At 69.3% G+C, this 18,127-nt stretch carries 19 protein-coding genes and 3 pseudogenes; 11 read left to right on the top strand and 11 right to left on the bottom strand.

Annotated elements, in window-relative coordinates; all coding sequences use genetic code 11:
- Positions 1 to 33 precede the first annotated feature (33 nt).
- Positions 34 to 198 (bottom strand): 50S ribosomal protein L33, encoded by a 165-nt coding sequence (gene rpmG, locus ACS04_RS28355; RefSeq protein WP_048479641.1) that lies wholly within the window; start codon positions 196 to 198, stop codon positions 34 to 36.
- A gap of 66 nt (positions 199 to 264) precedes the next feature.
- On the opposite strand from rpmG, the gene rpmB reads away from it, so the two are divergent.
- From rpmB to rpmF, 3 genes are all read left to right on the top strand, one after another.
- Positions 265 to 501 (top strand): 50S ribosomal protein L28, encoded by a 237-nt coding sequence (gene rpmB / locus ACS04_RS28350; RefSeq protein WP_048479640.1) that lies wholly within the window; start codon positions 265 to 267, stop codon positions 499 to 501.
- A complete protein-coding gene (rpsN, locus tag ACS04_RS28345) occupies positions 501 to 806 on the top strand; it encodes a 30S ribosomal protein S14 (RefSeq protein WP_048479639.1) in 306 nt (101 codons plus the stop codon). The genes rpmB and rpsN overlap by 1 nt, the downstream gene beginning before the upstream one ends.
- 190 nt (positions 807 to 996) lie before the next feature.
- Positions 997 to 1,167, top strand: a complete 171-nt coding sequence (gene rpmF / locus ACS04_RS28340; protein WP_048479638.1) for a 50S ribosomal protein L32 — start codon at positions 997 to 999, stop codon at positions 1,165 to 1,167.
- A gap of 248 nt (positions 1,168 to 1,415) precedes the next feature.
- Here rpmF and ACS04_RS38710 read toward each other — a convergent pair whose 3' ends face one another.
- Together ACS04_RS38710 and ACS04_RS36760 are read right to left on the bottom strand one after the other, a co-directional pair.
- Complete coding sequence (locus tag ACS04_RS38710) at positions 1,416 to 1,604, bottom strand: hypothetical protein (RefSeq protein WP_167352607.1); 189 nt, start codon at positions 1,602 to 1,604, stop codon at positions 1,416 to 1,418.
- Positions 1,605 to 2,020: 416 nt separating this feature from the next.
- Positions 2,021 to 2,380: pseudogene (locus tag ACS04_RS36760) on the bottom strand (STAS domain-containing protein); the annotation flags it as partial.
- A 542-nt stretch (positions 2,381 to 2,922) separates the two neighbouring features.
- Between ACS04_RS36760 and ACS04_RS28330 the strand changes: the two are divergent.
- Complete coding sequence (locus ACS04_RS28330; protein ID WP_048479636.1) at positions 2,923 to 3,252, top strand: DUF6233 domain-containing protein; 330 nt, start codon at positions 2,923 to 2,925, stop codon at positions 3,250 to 3,252.
- A gap of 339 nt (positions 3,253 to 3,591) precedes the next feature.
- On the opposite strand, the gene ACS04_RS28325 is transcribed toward ACS04_RS28330, so the two are convergent.
- Together ACS04_RS28325 and ACS04_RS28320 are read right to left on the bottom strand one after the other, a co-directional pair.
- Complete coding sequence (locus tag ACS04_RS28325; protein WP_048479635.1) at positions 3,592 to 4,767, bottom strand: glutathione-independent formaldehyde dehydrogenase; 1,176 nt, start codon at positions 4,765 to 4,767, stop codon at positions 3,592 to 3,594.
- A 730-nt stretch (positions 4,768 to 5,497) separates the two neighbouring features.
- A complete protein-coding gene (locus tag ACS04_RS28320) occupies positions 5,498 to 6,235 on the bottom strand; it encodes an SDR family NAD(P)-dependent oxidoreductase (protein WP_048479634.1) in 738 nt (245 codons plus the stop codon).
- Between the two features lie 84 nt (positions 6,236 to 6,319).
- Between ACS04_RS28320 and ACS04_RS28315 the strand changes: the two genes are divergently transcribed.
- Together ACS04_RS28315 and ACS04_RS28310 are read left to right on the top strand one after the other, a co-directional pair.
- A complete protein-coding gene (locus tag ACS04_RS28315; protein ID WP_048479633.1) occupies positions 6,320 to 6,913 on the top strand; it encodes a TetR/AcrR family transcriptional regulator in 594 nt (197 codons plus the stop codon).
- An 88-nt stretch (positions 6,914 to 7,001) separates the two neighbouring features.
- Positions 7,002 to 7,406, top strand: coding sequence for a DUF6896 domain-containing protein (locus tag ACS04_RS28310; RefSeq protein ID WP_048479632.1), 405 nt, complete (start codon positions 7,002 to 7,004; stop codon positions 7,404 to 7,406).
- Between the two features lie 5 nt (positions 7,407 to 7,411).
- On the opposite strand, the pseudogene ACS04_RS36755 reads toward ACS04_RS28310, so the two are convergent.
- Together ACS04_RS36755 and ACS04_RS28295 are read right to left on the bottom strand one after the other, a co-directional pair.
- Positions 7,412 to 8,219, bottom strand: a pseudogene (locus tag ACS04_RS36755) (IS5 family transposase).
- Between the two features lie 439 nt (positions 8,220 to 8,658).
- Positions 8,659 to 9,387: an MmyB family transcriptional regulator gene (locus tag ACS04_RS28295; protein WP_245236575.1), complete on the bottom strand. Its 729-nt coding sequence runs from the start codon at positions 9,385 to 9,387 to the stop codon at positions 8,659 to 8,661.
- 146 nt (positions 9,388 to 9,533) lie between these two features.
- Here ACS04_RS28295 and ACS04_RS28290 point away from each other — a divergent pair, with 146 nt between their 5' ends.
- Complete coding sequence (locus ACS04_RS28290) at positions 9,534 to 10,295, top strand: SDR family oxidoreductase (protein ID WP_048479629.1); 762 nt, start codon at positions 9,534 to 9,536, stop codon at positions 10,293 to 10,295.
- A gap of 881 nt (positions 10,296 to 11,176) precedes the next feature.
- On the opposite strand, the gene ACS04_RS28280 is transcribed toward ACS04_RS28290, so the two are convergent.
- A complete protein-coding gene (locus ACS04_RS28280) occupies positions 11,177 to 12,268 on the bottom strand; it encodes a hypothetical protein (protein WP_158977575.1) in 1,092 nt (363 codons plus the stop codon).
- A gap of 202 nt (positions 12,269 to 12,470) precedes the next feature.
- On the opposite strand from ACS04_RS28280, the pseudogene ACS04_RS36745 reads away from it, so the two are divergent.
- Positions 12,471 to 12,674, top strand: a pseudogene (locus ACS04_RS36745) (SDR family NAD(P)-dependent oxidoreductase); the annotation flags it as partial.
- Positions 12,675 to 13,080: 406 nt separating this feature from the next.
- Positions 13,081 to 13,929 (top strand): DUF1906 domain-containing protein, encoded by an 849-nt coding sequence (locus ACS04_RS28275; RefSeq protein ID WP_048479626.1) that lies wholly within the window; start codon positions 13,081 to 13,083, stop codon positions 13,927 to 13,929.
- A gap of 150 nt (positions 13,930 to 14,079) precedes the next feature.
- On the opposite strand, the gene ppk2 is transcribed toward ACS04_RS28275, so the two are convergent.
- Complete coding sequence (gene ppk2 / locus ACS04_RS28270; protein WP_048479625.1) at positions 14,080 to 15,108, bottom strand: polyphosphate kinase 2; 1,029 nt, start codon at positions 15,106 to 15,108, stop codon at positions 14,080 to 14,082.
- Positions 15,109 to 15,671: 563 nt separating this feature from the next.
- Here ppk2 and ACS04_RS28265 point away from each other — a divergent pair.
- Together ACS04_RS28265 and ACS04_RS28260 are read left to right on the top strand one after the other, a co-directional pair.
- The gene (locus ACS04_RS28265; protein ID WP_158977572.1) at positions 15,672 to 16,025 is read left to right on the top strand and encodes a hypothetical protein; all 354 of its coding nucleotides are present in this window, start codon (positions 15,672 to 15,674) and stop codon (positions 16,023 to 16,025) included.
- On the top strand, positions 16,022 to 16,231 hold the full coding sequence (locus ACS04_RS28260; RefSeq protein ID WP_048479624.1) for a hypothetical protein: 210 nt from the start codon (positions 16,022 to 16,024) through the stop codon (positions 16,229 to 16,231). Before ACS04_RS28265 ends, ACS04_RS28260 begins: the two co-directional genes overlap by 4 nt.
- A gap of 195 nt (positions 16,232 to 16,426) precedes the next feature.
- On the opposite strand, the gene ACS04_RS28255 is transcribed toward ACS04_RS28260, so the two are convergent.
- Together ACS04_RS28255 and ACS04_RS40505 are read right to left on the bottom strand one after the other, a co-directional pair.
- Positions 16,427 to 17,386, bottom strand: coding sequence for an alpha/beta hydrolase (locus ACS04_RS28255; RefSeq protein ID WP_078865473.1), 960 nt, complete (start codon positions 17,384 to 17,386; stop codon positions 16,427 to 16,429).
- Positions 17,387 to 17,626: 240 nt separating this feature from the next.
- Positions 17,627 to 17,971 carry a DUF4916 domain-containing protein gene (locus ACS04_RS40505; protein ID WP_398022279.1) on the bottom strand — a complete coding sequence of 115 codons (345 nt, stop codon included), beginning with the start codon at positions 17,969 to 17,971 and terminating at the stop codon, positions 17,627 to 17,629.
- Positions 17,972 to 18,127: the final 156 nt, after the last annotated feature.

The following is an 18,127-nucleotide window of genomic DNA, read 5'->3' as shown; positions in this document are numbered from 1 at the left end:
ACCTTTCGGCGGTGGGGCGGGGTTGCGGGGCGGTCAGCGCTCTTCACGGAAGTCGACGTGGCGACGGGCGACGGGGTCGTACTTGCGCAGCACCAGTCGGTCGGGGTCGTTGCGCCGGTTCTTGCGGGTGACGTAGGTGAATCCGGTGCCGGCCGTGGAGCGGAGCTTGATGATCGGGCGGATCTCGTTGCGTGGCATGGCCCCAGTATATGACAATGGTTTCCATTACCAATATGCGCACTCCGCGAGAGAGGCGACAGATCCATGTCAGCCCACTGCCAACTGACCGGCACCAAGCCGGGATTCGGCAACACCATCTCCCACTCGCACCGGCGCACCTCGCGCCGCTTCGACCCGAACATCCAGCACAAGCGCTACTGGCTACCCAGCGAGGGGCGCCACGTTCGCCTCACGCTGAGCGCCAAGGCGATCAAGACGGTGGACGCGATCGGCATCGAGGCGGCCGCGGCCCGGATCCGCGCACGAGGAGGGAAGGTCTGATGGCGAAGAAGAGCAAGATCGCTCAGAACGAGAAGCGCAAGGCGGTCGTCCAGCGGTACGCGGCCCGGCGGGCTGAACTCAAGGAGATCATCCGCCGGCCGTCCTCCAGCACGGCCGACCGGGACGCCGCCCTCGCCGAGCTGCGCCGACAGCCGCGCGATGCCAGCGCCACCCGCGTGCGCAACCGCGACAGCACGGACGGCCGCCCCCGGGGCTACCTGCGCAAGTTCGGACTCTCCCGCGTACGGACGCGACAGCAGGCACACGCGGGATTCCTGCCCGGAGTCACCAAGTCGTCCTGGTAGTCGAGCCCAGCCGCACGCACACCGGACCCCTCTATTGAAAATGATTACCGTTAGAGGCTAAGGTGCGTCGGTTCGTGTGCGGCACCCCTACGGGCAAGCAAGGGGGCTCTGCGAGGTGCCGCACACGGACTCACGAGTCAGCCGTGCAGTCACGACGGAACAAGCAATCAACCGAGGCGAGGAGCTTCATATGGCCGTCCCCAAGCGGAAGATGTCCCGCAGCAACACCCGTCACCGCCGCGCCCAGTGGAAGGCGACCACGCCCCAGCTGGCGCCGGTCACCGTCGACGGCTCCGTCTACCAGGTCCCGCAGCGCCTGGTGAAAGCATACGAGCGCGGCCTGCTCCACCCCGAGGGCTGAGGCCGTACGTGGCCTCCAGCCTGAGCCGACTTCGAGCCTCGCAAGCTCGAACCGGCTGCGCAGACCTGGTGGTCACTCATCTTCATCCTCGGTCAGGTGCTCCATGAGTCGCTCCAGGGTCTCCCCTGAGAGGGCTGGAGACCGTTGCAACCAGCGATCAAGCCACTCTGCGTCCGTCATCATGCCTGGTCAGCCTCCTGCTCGCCTTACGGAGTTGCATCCAACTCCGCACAGGCCGCCTTGGACGGTTACAGGTCGCGGCTGCCGGCTCGGATGCGGGCGGGGGCGGCTTCGGTCGCGGGGCCGTGGGTGGTGGTGCGGGCCAAGACAGCCTCCAGACGGCGGACGGCGTTCTCCGCGTCGGTGAACTCCTCCAGCGAGGGTACGACGGTGCCCAGCGCCTGCTCCAGGTCCGCCGCCAGAGCGCGCCATTGCAAGACCGGGGCCGGGCCGCGGCGGTGGCCGCGCGGCCGAGGCACCAGGCGAGCTGTCCGTGGGTGTGGGCGGTGCCGACGGCCAAGACCGCGAGGGCTTCGCGCAGATACTCCAGGCGTTCGATGCCCGGCAAAGCCTCCTGCACGGCGGCGGAGCCCACGAACGCCCCAAGACGCGTGGCGGTGTCGCGGGCCAAGACGACGTCGGCTTCGGACAGCTCCCACTGGCCGGCACGGGTCTGCCGCTCGATCTGCGCTGTCAGTGCGGCGATCTGTGCTCCTATGCCCATGCCGCCCCGCATGGCGTCAGGCTCTGGGGCCGGTCCGCCCGGCCGCTGGGGCGATGGGATCTGTCCTGCGGGCTCTGCCGGCCTGCGGGGCCCTGCGGAGGGTGAGGGCAGGACATCGAAGACGGCCCGGGTCTCGGTGAGGTCGATGAGGCGGGCGACCTGCGGGCTCAGGGCTGTGAGGGCGAAGGAGACGCCGGCCTCCGCGGCAGCATGTCGGGCGGTGAGAAGCTGGTTGAGGCCGGCGCACCCGCAGAACGCCAGGCCGGAGCAGTCGACCGTCAGAGCCCGCGGAGGGGGTGGTTCGCGCAGGGCGGCGGTCAAAGCGCGGGCCAGGGCAGGCTCGGTATCGATGTCGGCCTCCCCCACCACCGCCAGGACACGCGTCCCCGCAGGGCCTGAAAGCCGGTGGAAACTCAGCTTCGGGGCCACCGGATCGGGCACGAGGCTCTCGGTGTCGTGCGCAGGGGTAACGCAGGGGTCGTGTTCCATGGTGCCCGTCCCATCGGTCCCCGCCCCATCGGTCCCCGTCCCATCGGTCGGAGCCCTCCGCCACCTCAAGGGTGGAAGTGCGCACCCATGCGGCCGCACGTCGAGGAGGTCCGTACCCAAGGCGCCCTCCCCGAGGAGGACGCGGCAGCGCGGGGATCGCCAACGGCTACCTCCAAACCTACCCCCCGACTCGCACACCTGCCCTCGTCGGCGGATCCGCCTTCCCTCCGCCCGCCTGCACACCCCACCTCAGAGAGTGACAACCACAGCGACCAGCCCCATGGGCTCATGCCGCTGACCTGCACACACTCGCAAGATAATTCGAACATGCGATCTAATGGGAGTGACAGCCTCCGCACCGCCAGGAGCCCACGATGAGCGCCCCCGCACCCCCCGCCGAACCGCAGCCCGCCGCTTGGGCCCCGAGCCGGACCGGACCCTGCGCCCGCTGCCACGCCCCGACACGCCGCTACGGAGTCGGGGCCTCGCCGCTCTGCCCGGCGTGCAAGGCCGCACGGCAGGCGCAGTACGGGAGCTGAGCAGTGTCCGAACTCCCGCCCGACCTCCCCCGTCTGCGCACCGTCGTCACCTACCTGCGCGGCGAGCTCAACCGCGCCGAACGCGCCCTGAACACAGCGGAAGAACGCGAGGCCCTTGCCGCGAGGCGCCGCCCGCCCGCCGAGCCGCCCGCATGGCTGATCGAACGCGGCATCGGGGTGGGCCGCCTCCCGGTGCGCGTCCACGCCGGAGGCTGCTGGGACGCCCGCAAACGCTGCACGGGCATCAGCACGGATGAAGCGCGGCGGGCGCTGGCCGAGGGCGTACAGGCCTGCCCGCACTGCCGGCCCGACGCCGTACTCGGCATCGAGTGAGCGGCGACCCGCTCCGGCGGCGCGCAGCGCGGCCGGCGGCGCGTCCGCGACGGTGGAGGACGGCTGCTCGGCGGCCTCGACCAGCACAGCGGCCAGCAGCTCGGGTAGCGATGCCGTCTTGTCGCGGACGAGGGGCAGGCGCTGTTTTAGTCCGCAAGGGGTCCCGCGAGATCGATATCCGCCCGGAAGGGCGGAGGATCAACGCTCGCGGCTCAGTCCGGTGAGTACTCGGCGACACCGCGCCAGCCGCCCGCGCACCACGCCCTCAGGGCGTCGGCGCGCGGGCGGGGTGGCGCGGCCGTCGAGCAGTGCACGATCGACGGCCCGTCCGGCCTTCTTTTACCGCTTGTGGCCGTTGCCGTGTCCGTTGGGGTGCAGGACGACCTTGGTCCAGCCTTCGTCACGGGCGTCGAAGTGCTCGTAGGCGGTGGGGGCCTCGTCCAGGCTGAGCTCGTGGGAGACGACGAAACTCGGCTTCGCCTTCCCGCCGGCGATCAGGTCCCGCAGCGCGCGGTTGTACCTCTTCACCGGCGCCTGCCCGGTCCCCATGCGCTGGCCCTTGAACCACATCAGCCCGAAGTCGATAGGAACCTTGCCCTGCGCCTCCAGCTCACCCTGAGCCTCTGCGCCGCCTGGATCCTGGGGCAGGAACACGCCTACCACGCCGATGTCGCCCGTGAACCTGACCGAGTCGATGAGGCCGTTGAGCGTGAGGCCGGCGTCCTCGCGTCCCTGGGGGTCGTGAGCCTGGTAGCCGACGCACTCGCAGCCGTTGTCGGCGCCGAGGCCCAGGGTGGCCTCCTTGACGACCTCCGCCGGGTTCTGCTCGGCGGTGTTGATCGGGATGGCCCCGAGTTCCTCCGCCTTTCGCAGCCGGTCGGGCTGGTGGTCGGCCGTCCAGACGCGGTCGGCGCCCCTGAGGAGGGCGGAATAGGTCGCCATCAGCCCGACCGGACCGGCCCCGAAGACGATGGTCTGGTCACCGGGCTTGACGTGGGCCATCTCGGTGGCGTGATACCCGGTGGGGAAGATGTCGGCGAGCATCACGTAGTCGGTCTGCCGCTCGGCGGCGTCCTCACCCAGCCGCAGCGCGTTGAAGTCGCCGTAGGGCACGCGCAGCAGCTCCGCCTGGCCGCCCTGGTAGGGGCCCATGTCGGCGAATCCGTAGGCGGCGCCGGCGAGGGCGGGTTCCGGCTGCATGGTCAGGCAGTAGTTGGTCAGACCCTGCTCGCACTGCTTGCATAAGCCGCAGGCGATATTGAAGGGCAGGACCACGTACCCGCCGACCTGGACCTTGCGGACGGCCGAGCCGACCTCCACGACCTGGCCAAGGTTCTCGTGTCCCAGGGTTCGACCGGACTCGAACGAGGTGCGTCCCTCGTACATGTGCAGGTCCGAACCGCAGATGTTGGTTGTGGTGATCTTGACGATGATGTCGCATGGGTGTTCGATCTTCGCGTCGGGTACGTCCTTCACTGTGACCGTTCGCGGTCCTTCATATACCGCTGCTCTCATGATGACTTCCCTCGGTGTCACGGCAGGACCGCGGCACGACGATGATGAGACGGCGCAAAAAGCCTGACTCTTGGAAGTTGCCTCTTACGACGGGGTCCGTGGCTCCGGGCACACGTCTCCGGGTCCGCCCACCCGGATCGGGCGGGGACGGTGACGCCGCCGCCGACGACCCGCCAGGCGAGGCGTCAGGCTCGGACCGCGGCGCACCGTGCGGCTACCCGTCGCATTCGGCGCGAAACGAAAGAGGGGGCCCTTTCCGGAATGAATCCTGTCGGCACAGTCAAGTACGGGTCAAAGCTCCATTTGGCGCGCGATCATCTGCCCGGGCAGCGCCGAGTTTGGTGGCGCCACCCGGCCCGAGGGCCGACGCCGCCCGTCCCGTCGCACGAAACCACAGGAGGAGCAGGGTGGCCGTGCACCAGGGACTGCACGCCATCGCCGCCGCTCCCACCACTGCCGTGCTGCTCACCCGGCGGTGGGCCACCCGAGCAGCAGCGGGTGAAGGACAGTGGCACCTGCCTGGTGGTGATCTGCAAGGGCGGGGACGCGGCGGCCAAGGGCGACGCGATCCAGCGGTTCACCGACTGCCGGCGCCCTGCGAGGTCGTCTTCTTCGGCAGGTCCTGGTAGAACCGGACACTTGGGGCGCACCGGCCTCGTGCGATGCGCCCGCGCGGCCGGGAGTGCGCTCGATCGCTTCCCGGGAGCGGGTGCGCACCACCGGCCGCCGTTCAGGCCCGTGTGTAGCCGCCGTCGGCGAAGAGTTCCGCGCCGGTGACGAACGAGGAGGCGTCCGAAGCAAGGAAGAGGGCTGCTTCGGCGATTTCCTCGGCGTCGGCCAGCCGCCCCAGGGGCACGACGGCCTCGGCGAACCGGTCGACGTCCGGCCCCGCGGCGCGCAGCAGGGCAGGGGTCCGCGTGGGTCCCGGGCTGAGCACGTTGACGCGGAACCGACGCTCCCGTGACTGCCGGGCCCAGTTGTGGACGAGGTTGCTCAGCGCCGCCTTCGAGGCGCTGTAGACCTCGAGTTGCTCATTGGGCCGCAGGCTGTTGCTCGAGCCGACGACCAGGATGGAGGCGTTCTCCGCGAGCAGCGGAAGCGCCTTCTGAACGGTGAAGAGCGGGCCCTTGACGTTGACGGCGAGCGTCAGGTCGACGTTCGCCTCGGTGTGTGCGCCGAGCGCGGCGTCGGCGACGATGCCCGCATTGGCCACCAGTACGTCGATCCGTCCGGCCTCCTGACGGACTCGGGCGTAGAGCGCGTCCAAGTCGGCCAGGACCGAGACGTCGGATCGTACGCCGGTGGCGGCGGGACCGATCTCCTTGACCGCCGCTTCGAGGCGATCGGCGTCTCTGCCGGTCACGAAGACCCGTGCGCCCTCCCGGGCGAAGCGATGGGCGATGGCCAGCCCGATTCCGCTGGTGCCTCCGGTGATGACAGCAACCTTCTCCTGCAGCACGCCTGGCATGTCGATCCCCTTCAGTTGTGGAATGGATCGTCCACAACTTAGGCAGTAATGGACGATCGAGTCAAGAATGGTTATGGTGAGGCCATGGCAAGACCACGCGCATTCGACGAACGCCGGGTCCTGGAGCGGGCCCGGGAGCAGTTCTGGGCGAGCGGCTACGCAGGAACCCGGATGGACGACATCGCCCAGGCGACAGGTCTGGGCAAGGGCAGCCTGTACGGCGCGTTCGGCGACAAGGGCAAGCTGTTTCACCGCGTGTTCAGCGAGTGGTGCACCGCAGTCGTCGAGGTGGCCGAAGGGCGGCTGACCGGGGGCCCGGACGCGGAAGCCCTGGCACGGCTGTCGGGATACGTGCGCCTCATGGCAGAGAACACCGCCTGCGACACCGAGCGCCGCGGTTGCCTGCTGGCCAAGGGCGCGGCGGAACTGGCCCAGCAAGATCCGACGGTCGCCGGGCGGTCGGCCGAGACCATGGCGGCACTGATGACTCTGCTGAGGACGGAGATCAGCGCCGCCCAGCGGCACGGCGACATCGATGGCGCTGCGGATCCCGAGCGACTGGCGGCACTGCTGTTGACGGTGGTCCGCGGTATCGAGGCGGTAGGCAAGGCCGGCGTGGACCCGCAGACGCTACGGAACATCGCAGACACCGCACTGGACCTCCTGCCCAGGCCCTAACTGGTCGTTTCAGAATGCCGTCCTGCGGAGACGCTGGTGGCCCCATGGAACAATCCCTTCAGCCGCGGGATCAGGGGGATGACGCCGTATGGAACGGGTTGGGGCCGCACGGGAGCTCGTGCTCGGTTACGTCCACGCTCTGAACGCAATTGACGAGGCCCTGAGGGTGGCGATCCCCTCGCTGGAGCGACTGGGAGATGTCCTCGGCCTGGTTCGTTCGCGCCGGATCATCAGCCGGAGTGGACACGTCGGCACCTACTCCTACACGGTTCATGGGGCAGGGTGCCGCTTCGTCAGCGACGACGGTGCTGAGGTCGATGTGGACTTCGCAGCCGACGGGAGCGAAGTCTTCGACTTCTGGCGGCTGCGTTGCTATGGGCTGAGCCTGCCGGAGCCTCTTGACGTCACCGATCATGACCTGCGGTCCGCAGTGCGGTCCCTGCAACCGCTTCTGCACGAGGTGCGGCCGGGGTGGTTCAGCGTCGCCAACTGATCGCTTCAGGATGAGGTGCGCAGGCGGCGCAGGCATATGAGGCTGCAGGCCAGTTCGAGCAGACCCAGGTGAAGATCGGCGCGTCGCTCATAGCGGGTGCGGAGCCGTTTGAACTGGTGCAGCCAGGCGAAGGCGCGCTCGACCACCCAGCGCACCTTGCCCAGTCCGGAGCCGTGGGCAACACCGCGTCACGCGATCAACGGCTTGATGCCGCGCTTCCACAGCAGGCGGCGGTACTTGTCGTAGTCGTAGCCCCGGTCCGCGTACAGACGCCGGGGCCTGCGGCGGGGGCGTCCCCGCAGGCCCCGGATCGATGGGACGGCGTCCACCAGTGGCAGGAGCTGGGTGACGTCGTGCCGGTTCCCGCCGGTCAGCGTCACGGCGAGCGGAGTTCCGTGCCGGTCGACGATCAGGTGGTGTTTGGAGCCGGGGCGGGCTCGGTCGACGGGTGATGGGCCGACGTGATCCCCCCTTAGAGGGCCCGGACGTGCGATCCGTCCACGGAGCAGTCGTTCAGGTCCAGCAGGCCGGCGCGTCGAAGTTCGGTCAACAGGGCGGCATGCAGGCGGGGCCAGACGCCGGCCTCCGTCCAGTCCCGAAGCCGACGCCAGGCTGTTACTCCGGAACAGCCCACAGTCTCCGCGGGGACATCGCGCCACGCGACACCAGTCCGCAACACGTACATGACGCCAGCGAGCGCCGCCCGGTCGGGAACACGCAGCCGCCCGGGATAGCGGCGGCGTCGCTCGGGAGCGGGTGGCAGCAGCGGGCCAGCTGCTCCCACAGGTCGTCAGGAACAAGATCAGCACGCACTCCGGACACCTTGCCGACCAAGATCGTCCAGCGCAAGACCCGAGCTCAACTCATTCTGGAACGATCAGTAAAGCCGGAAACGCCTAGCAAGCGGATGCAGTTCGGCCCGCGAGAACCCACCCGGTGGCGTCACGGCCACATGATCTGCCGGACACGGGCCAGTTGCCGGCCCGGCCCGCCGCATGTGGACCGGGCGCCCATCCACCGACTCCTGGCCGGCTGAATTCGCCCGCCGTGATGGGCAAACGGGCTCGGACCGGTGCCACGAAAAATGACCCGACTGCACGGCTACGCCCGGACAGGCCGCGGCCATGGGGTTTGCCGCCGCTGCGCGACAAGGTCGAGGCAGCCGGCCCGCGACCGATGCCTGGGCGATTTCGCGGATGACGAACCCATGGCGTGCGCGTTCTGGCTGCAACGCCAAGACGGCGCGTGTTCGTCAAAGTGTTTTCAGGCGCGGGATCTCGGCCGCCCTGGTGTGCGCTGTGTCGGCGGACCCGGTACGCGAGAGAGCGGCCACGAGCCGCAGTTTCTCGTCGCTGTCACTGTCCTTGTCGGGGTGGTAGACGACGAGGATGACGTCGTCGACGGGGAGTTTGTCCCGGTGGAGGCGTAGTTCACCGACGACGGGGTGGTGGACCGTGACCGTGCCTCCGCCGAGGCTGCGGACGTCGTGGCGGGCCCACAGGGTACGGAACCGCTGACTGGACAGCGCGAGTTCTCCGACGAGCTCGACGAACCGGGGGTCGTCGGTGTCGTCCCCGATGGTGGTGCGAAGGGCGGCGATGAAATCGGCGGTGGCTTTCGTCCAGTCCTGGTGGAATGCCTGTTCCTCGGGGTCGAGGAGGAGAGAGCGCAGCCGGTTCTGGCCGGGCCGCAGCCGGGGGGAGAGCGTCACGGCCGAGGGGTTGGAAGCCAGGACATCGAACGCGCGTCCTTCGACAAACGCGGGGATCTGTAGATGGGCGAGCAGCTCGTGCACTCGCGCCGGTACGTGCTCGGGCCGCCTGCGCCGTAGCGCCTTGGGGTGTGCCGCCGCGAGGCCGAGCAGATATGTCCGCTCGATGTCGTCGAGCCGCAGGACGCGCGCGAGGGATTCGAGTACCTGGGGTGAGGGGTTCTTGTCACCCGTAACGCGGTGCGCGTATCCCAGAGGGGGCCCTGGCAAGACCAGGGAAGACGGGGGCCCCGCCACACCCGGCGCATGCCGTCAAGACCGCGGTGACACCGTTTCGCAAGAGACGGAGAGCAACACCGTCTGCGCCGCGGACCTGCACGCCGTCGGCGCCCTGAAGTGAAGGGACGGACGATCTCGTGGATCTCTCCAACCGCACTGATCTCATCGTCGGCGCAACCTCGGGTATCGGACGCGAACTGGCCCGCCGGTTCGCCGCAGCGGGCAGCACCGTGGCCGTCGGCGGCCGCAGCCCACAGGCACTCTCGGAACTCGACGGCGAGGGGTTCGGAGCGTTCGGCGTCGATGTCAGGGACAGTGCCTCCGTCGTATCTCTTCGTGATGCCGTGCTCGCCCGTCATCCCGAGCTGGACACCGTGGTGACCATGTCAGGGGTCATGCTCCTGGAGGACCTGCACGACCCCGCGCACTTCGAGGCGGCCAGGACGACGATCGACACCAACCTGCTCGGCACCATCCGCGTCATCGACGCCTTCACCCCCCACATGATGCAGCGGTGCGCCGGCACCTTCATCACCGTCACCTCCGGCATCGCCTTCATGCCGTTTCCGCCCATGCCCAGCTACGCCGCCTCGAAGGCCGCAGTGCACGCCTACTCCGAGGCACTGCGAGCGCAGCTCGACGGCACCGGCGTCGACGTCGTCGAGCTCGTCCCACCGGCTGTCTCCACAGCAGGACAGGAAAAGGTCAACCCGCTCGCGCTGCCGCTCGACGACTTCGCCACCGAGGTCATGCAGCTGCTCTCGCAGAACCCCACCCCGCACGAAATCCTCGTGAAGGGCGTACTCATGCACCGCTGGGCCGAACGCGACGGCACCTACGACGACCTCGTAGCACAGCGCTCCCGGGCCCTGGCCATGCTCCCCAGCCGCGAAGGATGATGCCCTTCCCCCGCCAGTCACGGCTGAGACGCGGGGCATTCGGGCGGCCCCTTCCGCTGTCGGAGCACCGGCCCCGCTGCAGGTGCGGCGGGGTGGAAACGCGTGCGTGATCCCGCGAAGATCAAAAACCGTACGCGGCTTCGCGTTGTGCACCACGTATCCGTGGCGGGAATGTACTGCACCAGTCCCAGTTGTTTGTCGCGCAGCCATCTCTGCATGGGCCATGTCCCCCAGCGACTTCTGCAGAAAGCCCCGTTGGGATGATGTCGTCGATGTGCTGGATGGGAGGGTTCCGGGTCGGGTGGGGTTGGTGATAGGCGGTCGGTGAGGCAGGACGGCGCTCTGCTCTGCGGCACCGTCGCCTACCTGCCGCACCCACCTGACCACGGCTACCGGCTCGACGACCCCGCCGACACGGCACCGCCCCATCCGGCCCGCCCCGCGCCCGCGGACGGGCAAGTCGTCCGCCCAGGAGGCCCCTGGCTGTTCTGGGGACTGTCGTTCGCCGGGCGGCACGGGCGTAGCCGTCGAGGACGGGTGGGGCCGGGGAGATGGTCCACGTCGAGGAAGACCAGGAGGTCCGCGCCGCCTGCGAGGGCGCGTGCGGCGCCGGCGTTGCGGGCGGTGGCCAAGGGCAGGCGCCCGCCCGCCAGGCGACGATGTTGCGGCGCCTCGCCGACGCGCTGCCCCCCTTTTTTTGGGGTCCTCCAGGACCCGGCCGCCTCAACCGCGACGTGGTGGATTGACCGTGACCACGTCGCGGTTGCAGGCACGGCTGCGTCGACCGCGCGCTCGGGGCGAGCGCTGCGACCGACGCCAGGGGTGACCAGCCGCGATGGGGCGGCCTGCGGCCGGCTTTGCCGAGCGTCTTGGCAGCTCCGTCAGGCCCCGGTTTCCGGTGCGAGCCCGACGGCCGGCTCGTGGGCGCTATCGGGTGTATGAGGATCTGCTTCCGTGGGCGCGAAGCCCTGCAGTTCGGCGGCGACCCCAGGATGCGGCCTGTCTGATCGGTACAGGAGCGCCATCACTGAAAGGACGGCGGTGAGGCCGGCGGTGAGGATCGACGCGCCGGTGGGCCACGGGAGGAGCGCGCCCCCCGCCCTTCCCAGCAGGTTGACGTTCAGAGTGGCTGTCAGTGCGTGGAGTGACACGAGTGCGATGCCGACCAGGGTCGTTGCCCACCACACCCATGTACGGTCGCCGACCAACAGCAGGACGCCGAGGGCCAGGCACCCGCCTGCCAGGCCCAGCAGCAGCCAGGCCAGGCCCCCGGTGGGCATCCCCAGAGGCGGGCGCGGCGCGTAGAGGAGAGCGCAGACAGCCAGCGTGAGGGCCACCGGCCAACGCAATATCCTGCCGGGTGTGCTCGCCTGCACCACGACGTCTTCTTCCGCGCCTGGCGGGCGAGTGGCGTATTGGAGGTCAGGCGAGGGTGGCCGCGGCTCCTGTGCCGGGGTCCTGCGATCCGCCAGAGCGGCCTCAGGGCCGGGCTGCGGCGGGTGGGGGTGGGGCCGCTGCGGCTCCGGTGGGGGATCATCGTCGTACTGGGGGCCGTCCGCCTGGCGAGCCTGTGCCGTATGCGGCTCCTGTTTCTGCGCGTCGGCGAGGAGGACGGCCAAAGAGATGACGTCCTCGATGGGACGAGAGGCGGCGGCCGCCTGAAGGGCCTGGTCAGCCCCTTCGGGGAGTCCTTCGGACTCACGCAGAAGCGTCACGAGCTTGGCGATCTCGTCCACGGACCGTCGGGCCACGGCCGTCTCCAGCAGCATCCGCAGGCTGGCGGTGCCCTCAGCCGAGCGCGCCGCCGCGTCCACGTCTTCAGCCTGGGCGGCCGGCGCGGGTTCAGCGGACGCGGAATCCGGCAAGGCCGCAGGTGTGGGCTGAGCGGCCCTCTCGGTCCGGGTCGGAGCTCTGTCCCCTTCGGGTCCGGGGCCGGGCTCGCTGCCGAATTCCGGTATGGCGTAGTCACTCATGAAGCGCTCCGTCCGCATGGATCATGTCGGCCACGCACCAGTCACGCATGTCGCTCACGACACGCGACTAGGTGTTCACACCAGGTAACTCTGCGGCATTGTGCGAGGCTCCACCAGCGGAGCAAGCAAAACGTGGCGTGCCCCCGTGTTCCGCGGCCAACGGTGCCGGTCAGGGTGTAGCCGTCGATGACGGGAGTCGTCGCTGATCACCTCCTGCATCGCTTCGACCATGCCGGGCTCCTTCCAGGCCGTCTACAACGCCTCGAAGTCGTTCCTCCAGTGCTTCGCTCAAGCTCCCCAGCACGAGCTCAAAGACACCCCTGTCACAGTCACTGCCCTGATGCCGGGGCCCACCGACACTGACTTCTTCCGCCGCGCCGACATGGGCGACACCAAGGTCGGCGCAGCTCGCCCGATGTGCGGCACGAGGAGTTCCTGCCGCGCCGGTCGCCGACAGCATCACCCCGCCCGGCCCGGCCGGGGTGAACAGCAGGGCCTGGTGCCCGTCAGACTTCTGCCTACAGCCGTGTCATCCGGTGCGGCAAGCCCAGGTAGCCGACGCGGCTGAGCCGCCGTTTACCCGGTCAGCGGCTTGCAGAAAGCGGAATCTCGCTTCAGTGCGACAGCTCTGCCCCGCGGCATGAGGACAGGCACGCCGGCCCGAGGCGGGGCAGCAAGGCGGCCCCGCGCGTCCGCCCGATTTCTGTGGCACTAGGATCACCTCGCCGCACGGGCCCCTGTCCTCTGGACAACTGGTGCCAGGCCTGGCACGGCCTGCGGCACCGACGATTCGCATCAGCTGAGGGGTACCTGTGGCCGAGCACCGCCGATCACGGCGCGCACGCTTCCTGACCTGGGTAGCCGCGGGGGTGGCGCTGTCCGCGACGGTGGCGGTCAGCGCCAACGCCGTGACCTTCGGCGGCGCCGTCTCCGGGCGCGGCCTCCTGCCCCCTTCCCTCTACGCGGGGCGCGTGTTCGACACCTGCACCGCTCCCTCCCTCACCGCGATGAAGGCATGGCGCTCCGACCAGTTCTACGGTGGCGCAGCCGTCTACATCGGGGGAAAGAACCGAGGCTGCGCCCAGCCGCAACTGACGCCGTCCTGGGTGAAGTCAGTGGACGCGGCCGGCTGGAAACTCGTACCGCTCTACGTAGGCGCCCAGCCACCTTGCCAGACCGGCAGCAACCAGGAACGGTTCACCGCAGCCAATGCCACTACCGTCGGCACCGCCAATGGCAACGACGCCGTCGCCAACGCCTCGGCCCTGGGCATGAAGCCAGGCAGCGCCCTCTACCTGGACATGGAACCCTTCAACCTCTCCGACATCTCTTGCCTCGACGCCGTCCTCACCTACGTCCGGGCCTGGGACGCAGCTGTCCGCGCACAGCGCTACTGGCCGGGAATGTACGGGTTCACCAGCAGCAGCGCCGCCGCAGTCGCCACCGCCTCAAACCGTCGCGACCTCCCCGCCATCCTCTGGTACGCCCTGTGGGACAAGAACGAGACCACCACCGACGACTGGCGCTGGGACCCGAACCTGTACACCAACCACCGCCGCGCCCACCAGTACGCAGCCAACAGCACCGAAACCCGAGGCGGCGTCACCCTCACCGTCGACCGCAGCACCTGGGACGCCCCAGTCGCCATCATCGCCAAATAACACCCCCGCCTGCACTCCGGAGAAGCACACTCCCTTGCGCATGAGCAAGCGGCCCGGCCGACACCGGGTCAACTCCCCTGCCCGGGAGCACGAGGCTCATGTAGCGGCGCACCGCCGGACGCAGTCTCGCAGGGTGGTTCGAGACCGCGACTACGGATACCCGGGCTGGGCACTGCCGCGCGGGGTGCCGCCCGGCGAAGGGCCGGGAGGCGGGGCGGGGTGGTGGCCGGGCCCGCCGGTCAGGTCCGCCAAAGGCGTGGGAGAAAGGACCGCGGGGTCCTCACCGGCTTCCAGGAGGGTGTCTGCCGTCCCCACGATCAAGGGATCCGGGCGGCCCACCGCCGCCTCGTCCTTGCTGGCGTAGTCGATACGCCACAGCAGACTGCGCATCGCCTCCAGCCGCGCACGCCGCTTGTCGTTGCTCTTCACCACGGTCCAGGGAGCCTGGGCCGTGTCGGTGGCACGGAACATCTCCACCTTGGCCGCGGTGTAGGCATCCCACCGGTCCAACGAGGCCAAGTCCGTGGGTGAGAGTTTCCACTGCCGCACCGGGTCGACCTGGCGTATCGCGAAGCGGGTGCGCTGCTCGGCGCGGGAGACCGAGAACCAGAACTTGACCAGCACGATGCCGTCCTGGACGAGCATGTCCTCGAAGGTCGGACACTGGACGAGGAACTGCTCGTACTGCCCGTCGGTGCAAAAGCCCATGACCTTCTCCACGCCGGCCCGGTTGTACCAGGAGCGGTCGAAAAAGACGATCTCGCCAGGGCCGGGGAGGTGGGCGATGTAGCGCTGGAAGTACCACTGTCCGGCCTCCCGCTCGCTCGGCTTGTCCAGGGCCACGATGTGGGCTCCGCGGGGGTTGAGGCGTTCGGTGAAACGCTGGATGGTGCCGCCCTTGCCGGCCGCGTCCCGGCCCTCGCAGATCACCACCACCCGCGCTCCGGTCTCCTTGACCCAGCGCTGCAGCTTCAGCAGCTCGATCTGCAGGATCCGCTTCGCCCGCTCGTACTCGGCCCTGCCGAGCTTGCGGTCGTAGGGGTAGTTCTCCCGCCACGTTCGAATGGGCCTCCCCGATTCGTCCAGCAACACCGGCTGCTCCGGCCGGCTCGCATCCACACTCAAGCCGGCGAGTAGCCCCTCTTCGGCGTCCGGCCCGTGCCGGTCCTGCACACTCATGCCTGACGTGTACCCCGCCCCACCCGGCACTACCGTCACCGTCGGGCGGTGGCTCGTCGCCAGGCCGCGTGCATCGACGACCCCGCCCGGTAGGAATCCGACGCCGTCCCGACGGCAGGTGCGCCTGGGACGGCCATCCGATCAGGAACTTCCAAACTCGCCCAGGTAGAGGCGGAGCCGCGGTTGCGGCCGCGGGTGCGCAGCGTGTCCTGCGTTGAGGTCACCGGCGACGAGGAGGGCCTCAGGGACCCGGCGGTGTCGTGTCGCCGATGTGCCGGACGTCCCGGGAGTGAAGTCGGGTGCCCGGGGTACGGGCCCGGTGAGGTGTCGTGTCGACGCAGGAGGTCGAAGGCCGTGGATGCGAGTCGAAGCGATCAGAACCAGGAGCCGCAGGCGACCCCGCCCGTACCGGACCGGGGTGCTGCGGTGGACGAGCACGGTCGTCGCCCGGGAGAAGCGTCTCGGACCGGCGCGGATGGGTACCCTCCGGCCGATGCGTCGAGAGTGCGGCGTGCGAGTGAGGAGCCCACAGGAGAGGAGGGCGCCCACGAGGAGTGATCCCGGTGTCTGAATCACCGAGCGGGCCTGCCCCCGCTCGTCACGTGGCGTGGCCGGACGCGCGCCTCGCCGCGGCCAGCACGGTTGAATCGCGGCTTCCTGGACGTCCAGGAGTCCTGGCCGGGAGCTGCCGCATCGCCGCGCCCGGCAGCAGCACCAGCCCCACCCGCGGACCCGTCGCCGCCCGCCTCGGCATCACCGTCGCCTGCGGACACGACCCGCAGGCCACCACCCGCGCGGTACGCGAAGGTCTGGCCTGCGCTGCCCAGTACCGACTCGGCCTGGCCATCGCAAACCTGCACATCAACATCACCGACCTCCACGAACCCCCCAACCAGCCACAGGAGACCAGGCCGTGAAGAGCGAACGGGTCACGGCCCTCACCCGGAAAGTCACCGAAGCCGTCCTCGCCGTCCCCGGCATCGCATGCCTGCGCCCTGGCCTGCGTAGCCTGCTCTACGCGGCGGACACACCACCACCGGCCGCCCACCACCCCGGGGACCCGGGGCCCGCGGTGCGCAGCAGCTTCGACTTCCGGGGGGGACCGGACTGCACGGTGCCGTGACGTGAGATCCCGGACCTTCACCCGAACGCCCCATCGCGCGAGAAGAAGGGGCACGGCGGTCATCAGGCCGAAGATCACCGTCCCATCACCCCGCATGCTGCGGGGGCCGCCCGACGGCCTGGATCTCGCTGGAGGTCCGGCAGGCGGCGCCCCGAAAGAGTGCGGCGGTGAAGTGGTCGAGGCCCCGGGCAACGCTCACTTGGCGGCGACCGGACCGCGCATCCGGTCGCTCATCCACTTCAGGTCACCGTTGAACAGGGTGTCCGTGTACTTGTACCCGTCGTGACCGCCCTCGAAGGACGTCACACGGGTCTCTATCGGCCCCTTGGTGATCTCCTTGCGGAGCTTCTCCAGCGCTGCGACCTCCTGCTTCGGTTCCTTCGTACCCATGAGGAAGGAGATCGCGACCTTGGAGGCGCTCTTGGGGCTGCCCGTGGCCCCGCTCGCGGGGGTGCTTGCCGGGCTGCTCGGCGGGCTGCTCTTGGGAGTGCCCTTGAGGCCGCTCGTGGGGCTGCTGCTCGGGGTGGGGCTGCTCTTCCTGATCAACTCTTCGGCCAGCCAAGCCGGACTGTTCTCCTGCTTCTCCTTCGGATGGCCGTTCCACAGTGGTGAATCGGGTGCCGCGTCCGGGCCGCCCGCGATCGCCACGCTGAATCGTTCGGGGTACTGGAGCACCATCTTCATGCCCACGTAACCGCCGGAGGACGAGCCGAAGAAGCCCCAGCCCTTCGGGTCGGCGTACGTACGGAAGTTCTCCCGCACCAGATCCGGGACGTCGTCCGAGATCCAGGTGCCCATCTTGGGCTGCCCCGGTATGTCGCTGCCGTCGTAGTAGGTGTCCTTGTTCGCGTTCAGCACCGGCATGACCACGATGAAAGGCAGGCTCTCGCCCTTGTCGGCAGCTTCCCCGATCCGTTCCTGGAGGCGGAACTCCTTGGAGAAGAAATAGTTCGTCGGGTATCCCACGGCGCCTGGCAGCGCCATCAGCACCGGGAAGGCACTGTCCTTGTACTCGGGCTTGCCGTACTGCTTCGGAACCCAGGCCCACACCCGGCCGGTGAAGCCGGACTTCGGCCCTGCCAGGTCGGTGCGCACCACCCGGGTCCCGTCCGGCAGCTCCCGCTGCGTCGTCCACTCGCGCGGGTGCGTCGGCATCAGGACATCGCTGGCTTTGCTTTCCTCCGGCCTTGCCGACTGCTTCGGTGCGAAGGAAACCGGATCTCCCTCGCTGGAGCAGCCGGACAGCGCGGCGACCACGGACACGACGAGGGCCGCGCAGAGCGTGGCGGAACGGTGTTTCACTTCGTACTCCGGTGCAGACTGACGGATCTCGAACGGGTATCGAACGGATCTCGCAGGTATAGATCGCCACGGGGGCTTTCTGGTTCCCTCGGGTCAGCGTGAACGGGACCGGGCTGAGGATCCCGCGCGGGACAGGGGGTCTCGGTGAGGTGCCCGGGCAGCGGATCGGCCCGCTCCGCGCGCAGCGGATCCGTACGACGGGCCACGCGCAGCCGACTGCTCGTCGGGGCGAGTGGACGTGCCCGACGTGTGCGAGGGCCTGCTTCGGAAACACGCGTTGCCGTCCGGCCTCTCGCTCTGCACGGCCCGTAGGACCACTTCCTGCGGGCTGGACCAGACCAGCCGTAAGGCGTCCTGCCGGGAACAGCAGTCACTCGCCACGGGCGCGACGTACGCCGGCGATACCGCGTGCCGGCGAGGGGCGTGGTTCGGGGTGATACCGGCCGTGAGGAAGTACTCGGCGACCCTGAACGGCGGGCGTGGTTACGGACCGAGCCGTACCGCACGTGCACACGGCAAGAGCAGGCCTCCTCGTACACATGAGCGGTGACCAGGTTCCGCCCCGCGGCGGTCTGAATACAAACCGGTGGACCG

This window comes from Streptomyces roseus (assembly GCF_001044425.1).
Taxonomy (GTDB): domain Bacteria; phylum Actinomycetota; class Actinomycetes; order Streptomycetales; family Streptomycetaceae; genus Streptomyces; species Streptomyces roseus.
The sequence above is the reverse complement of the archived record's forward strand: the minus strand, read 5'-3'. Positions and strand labels throughout refer to the sequence as shown.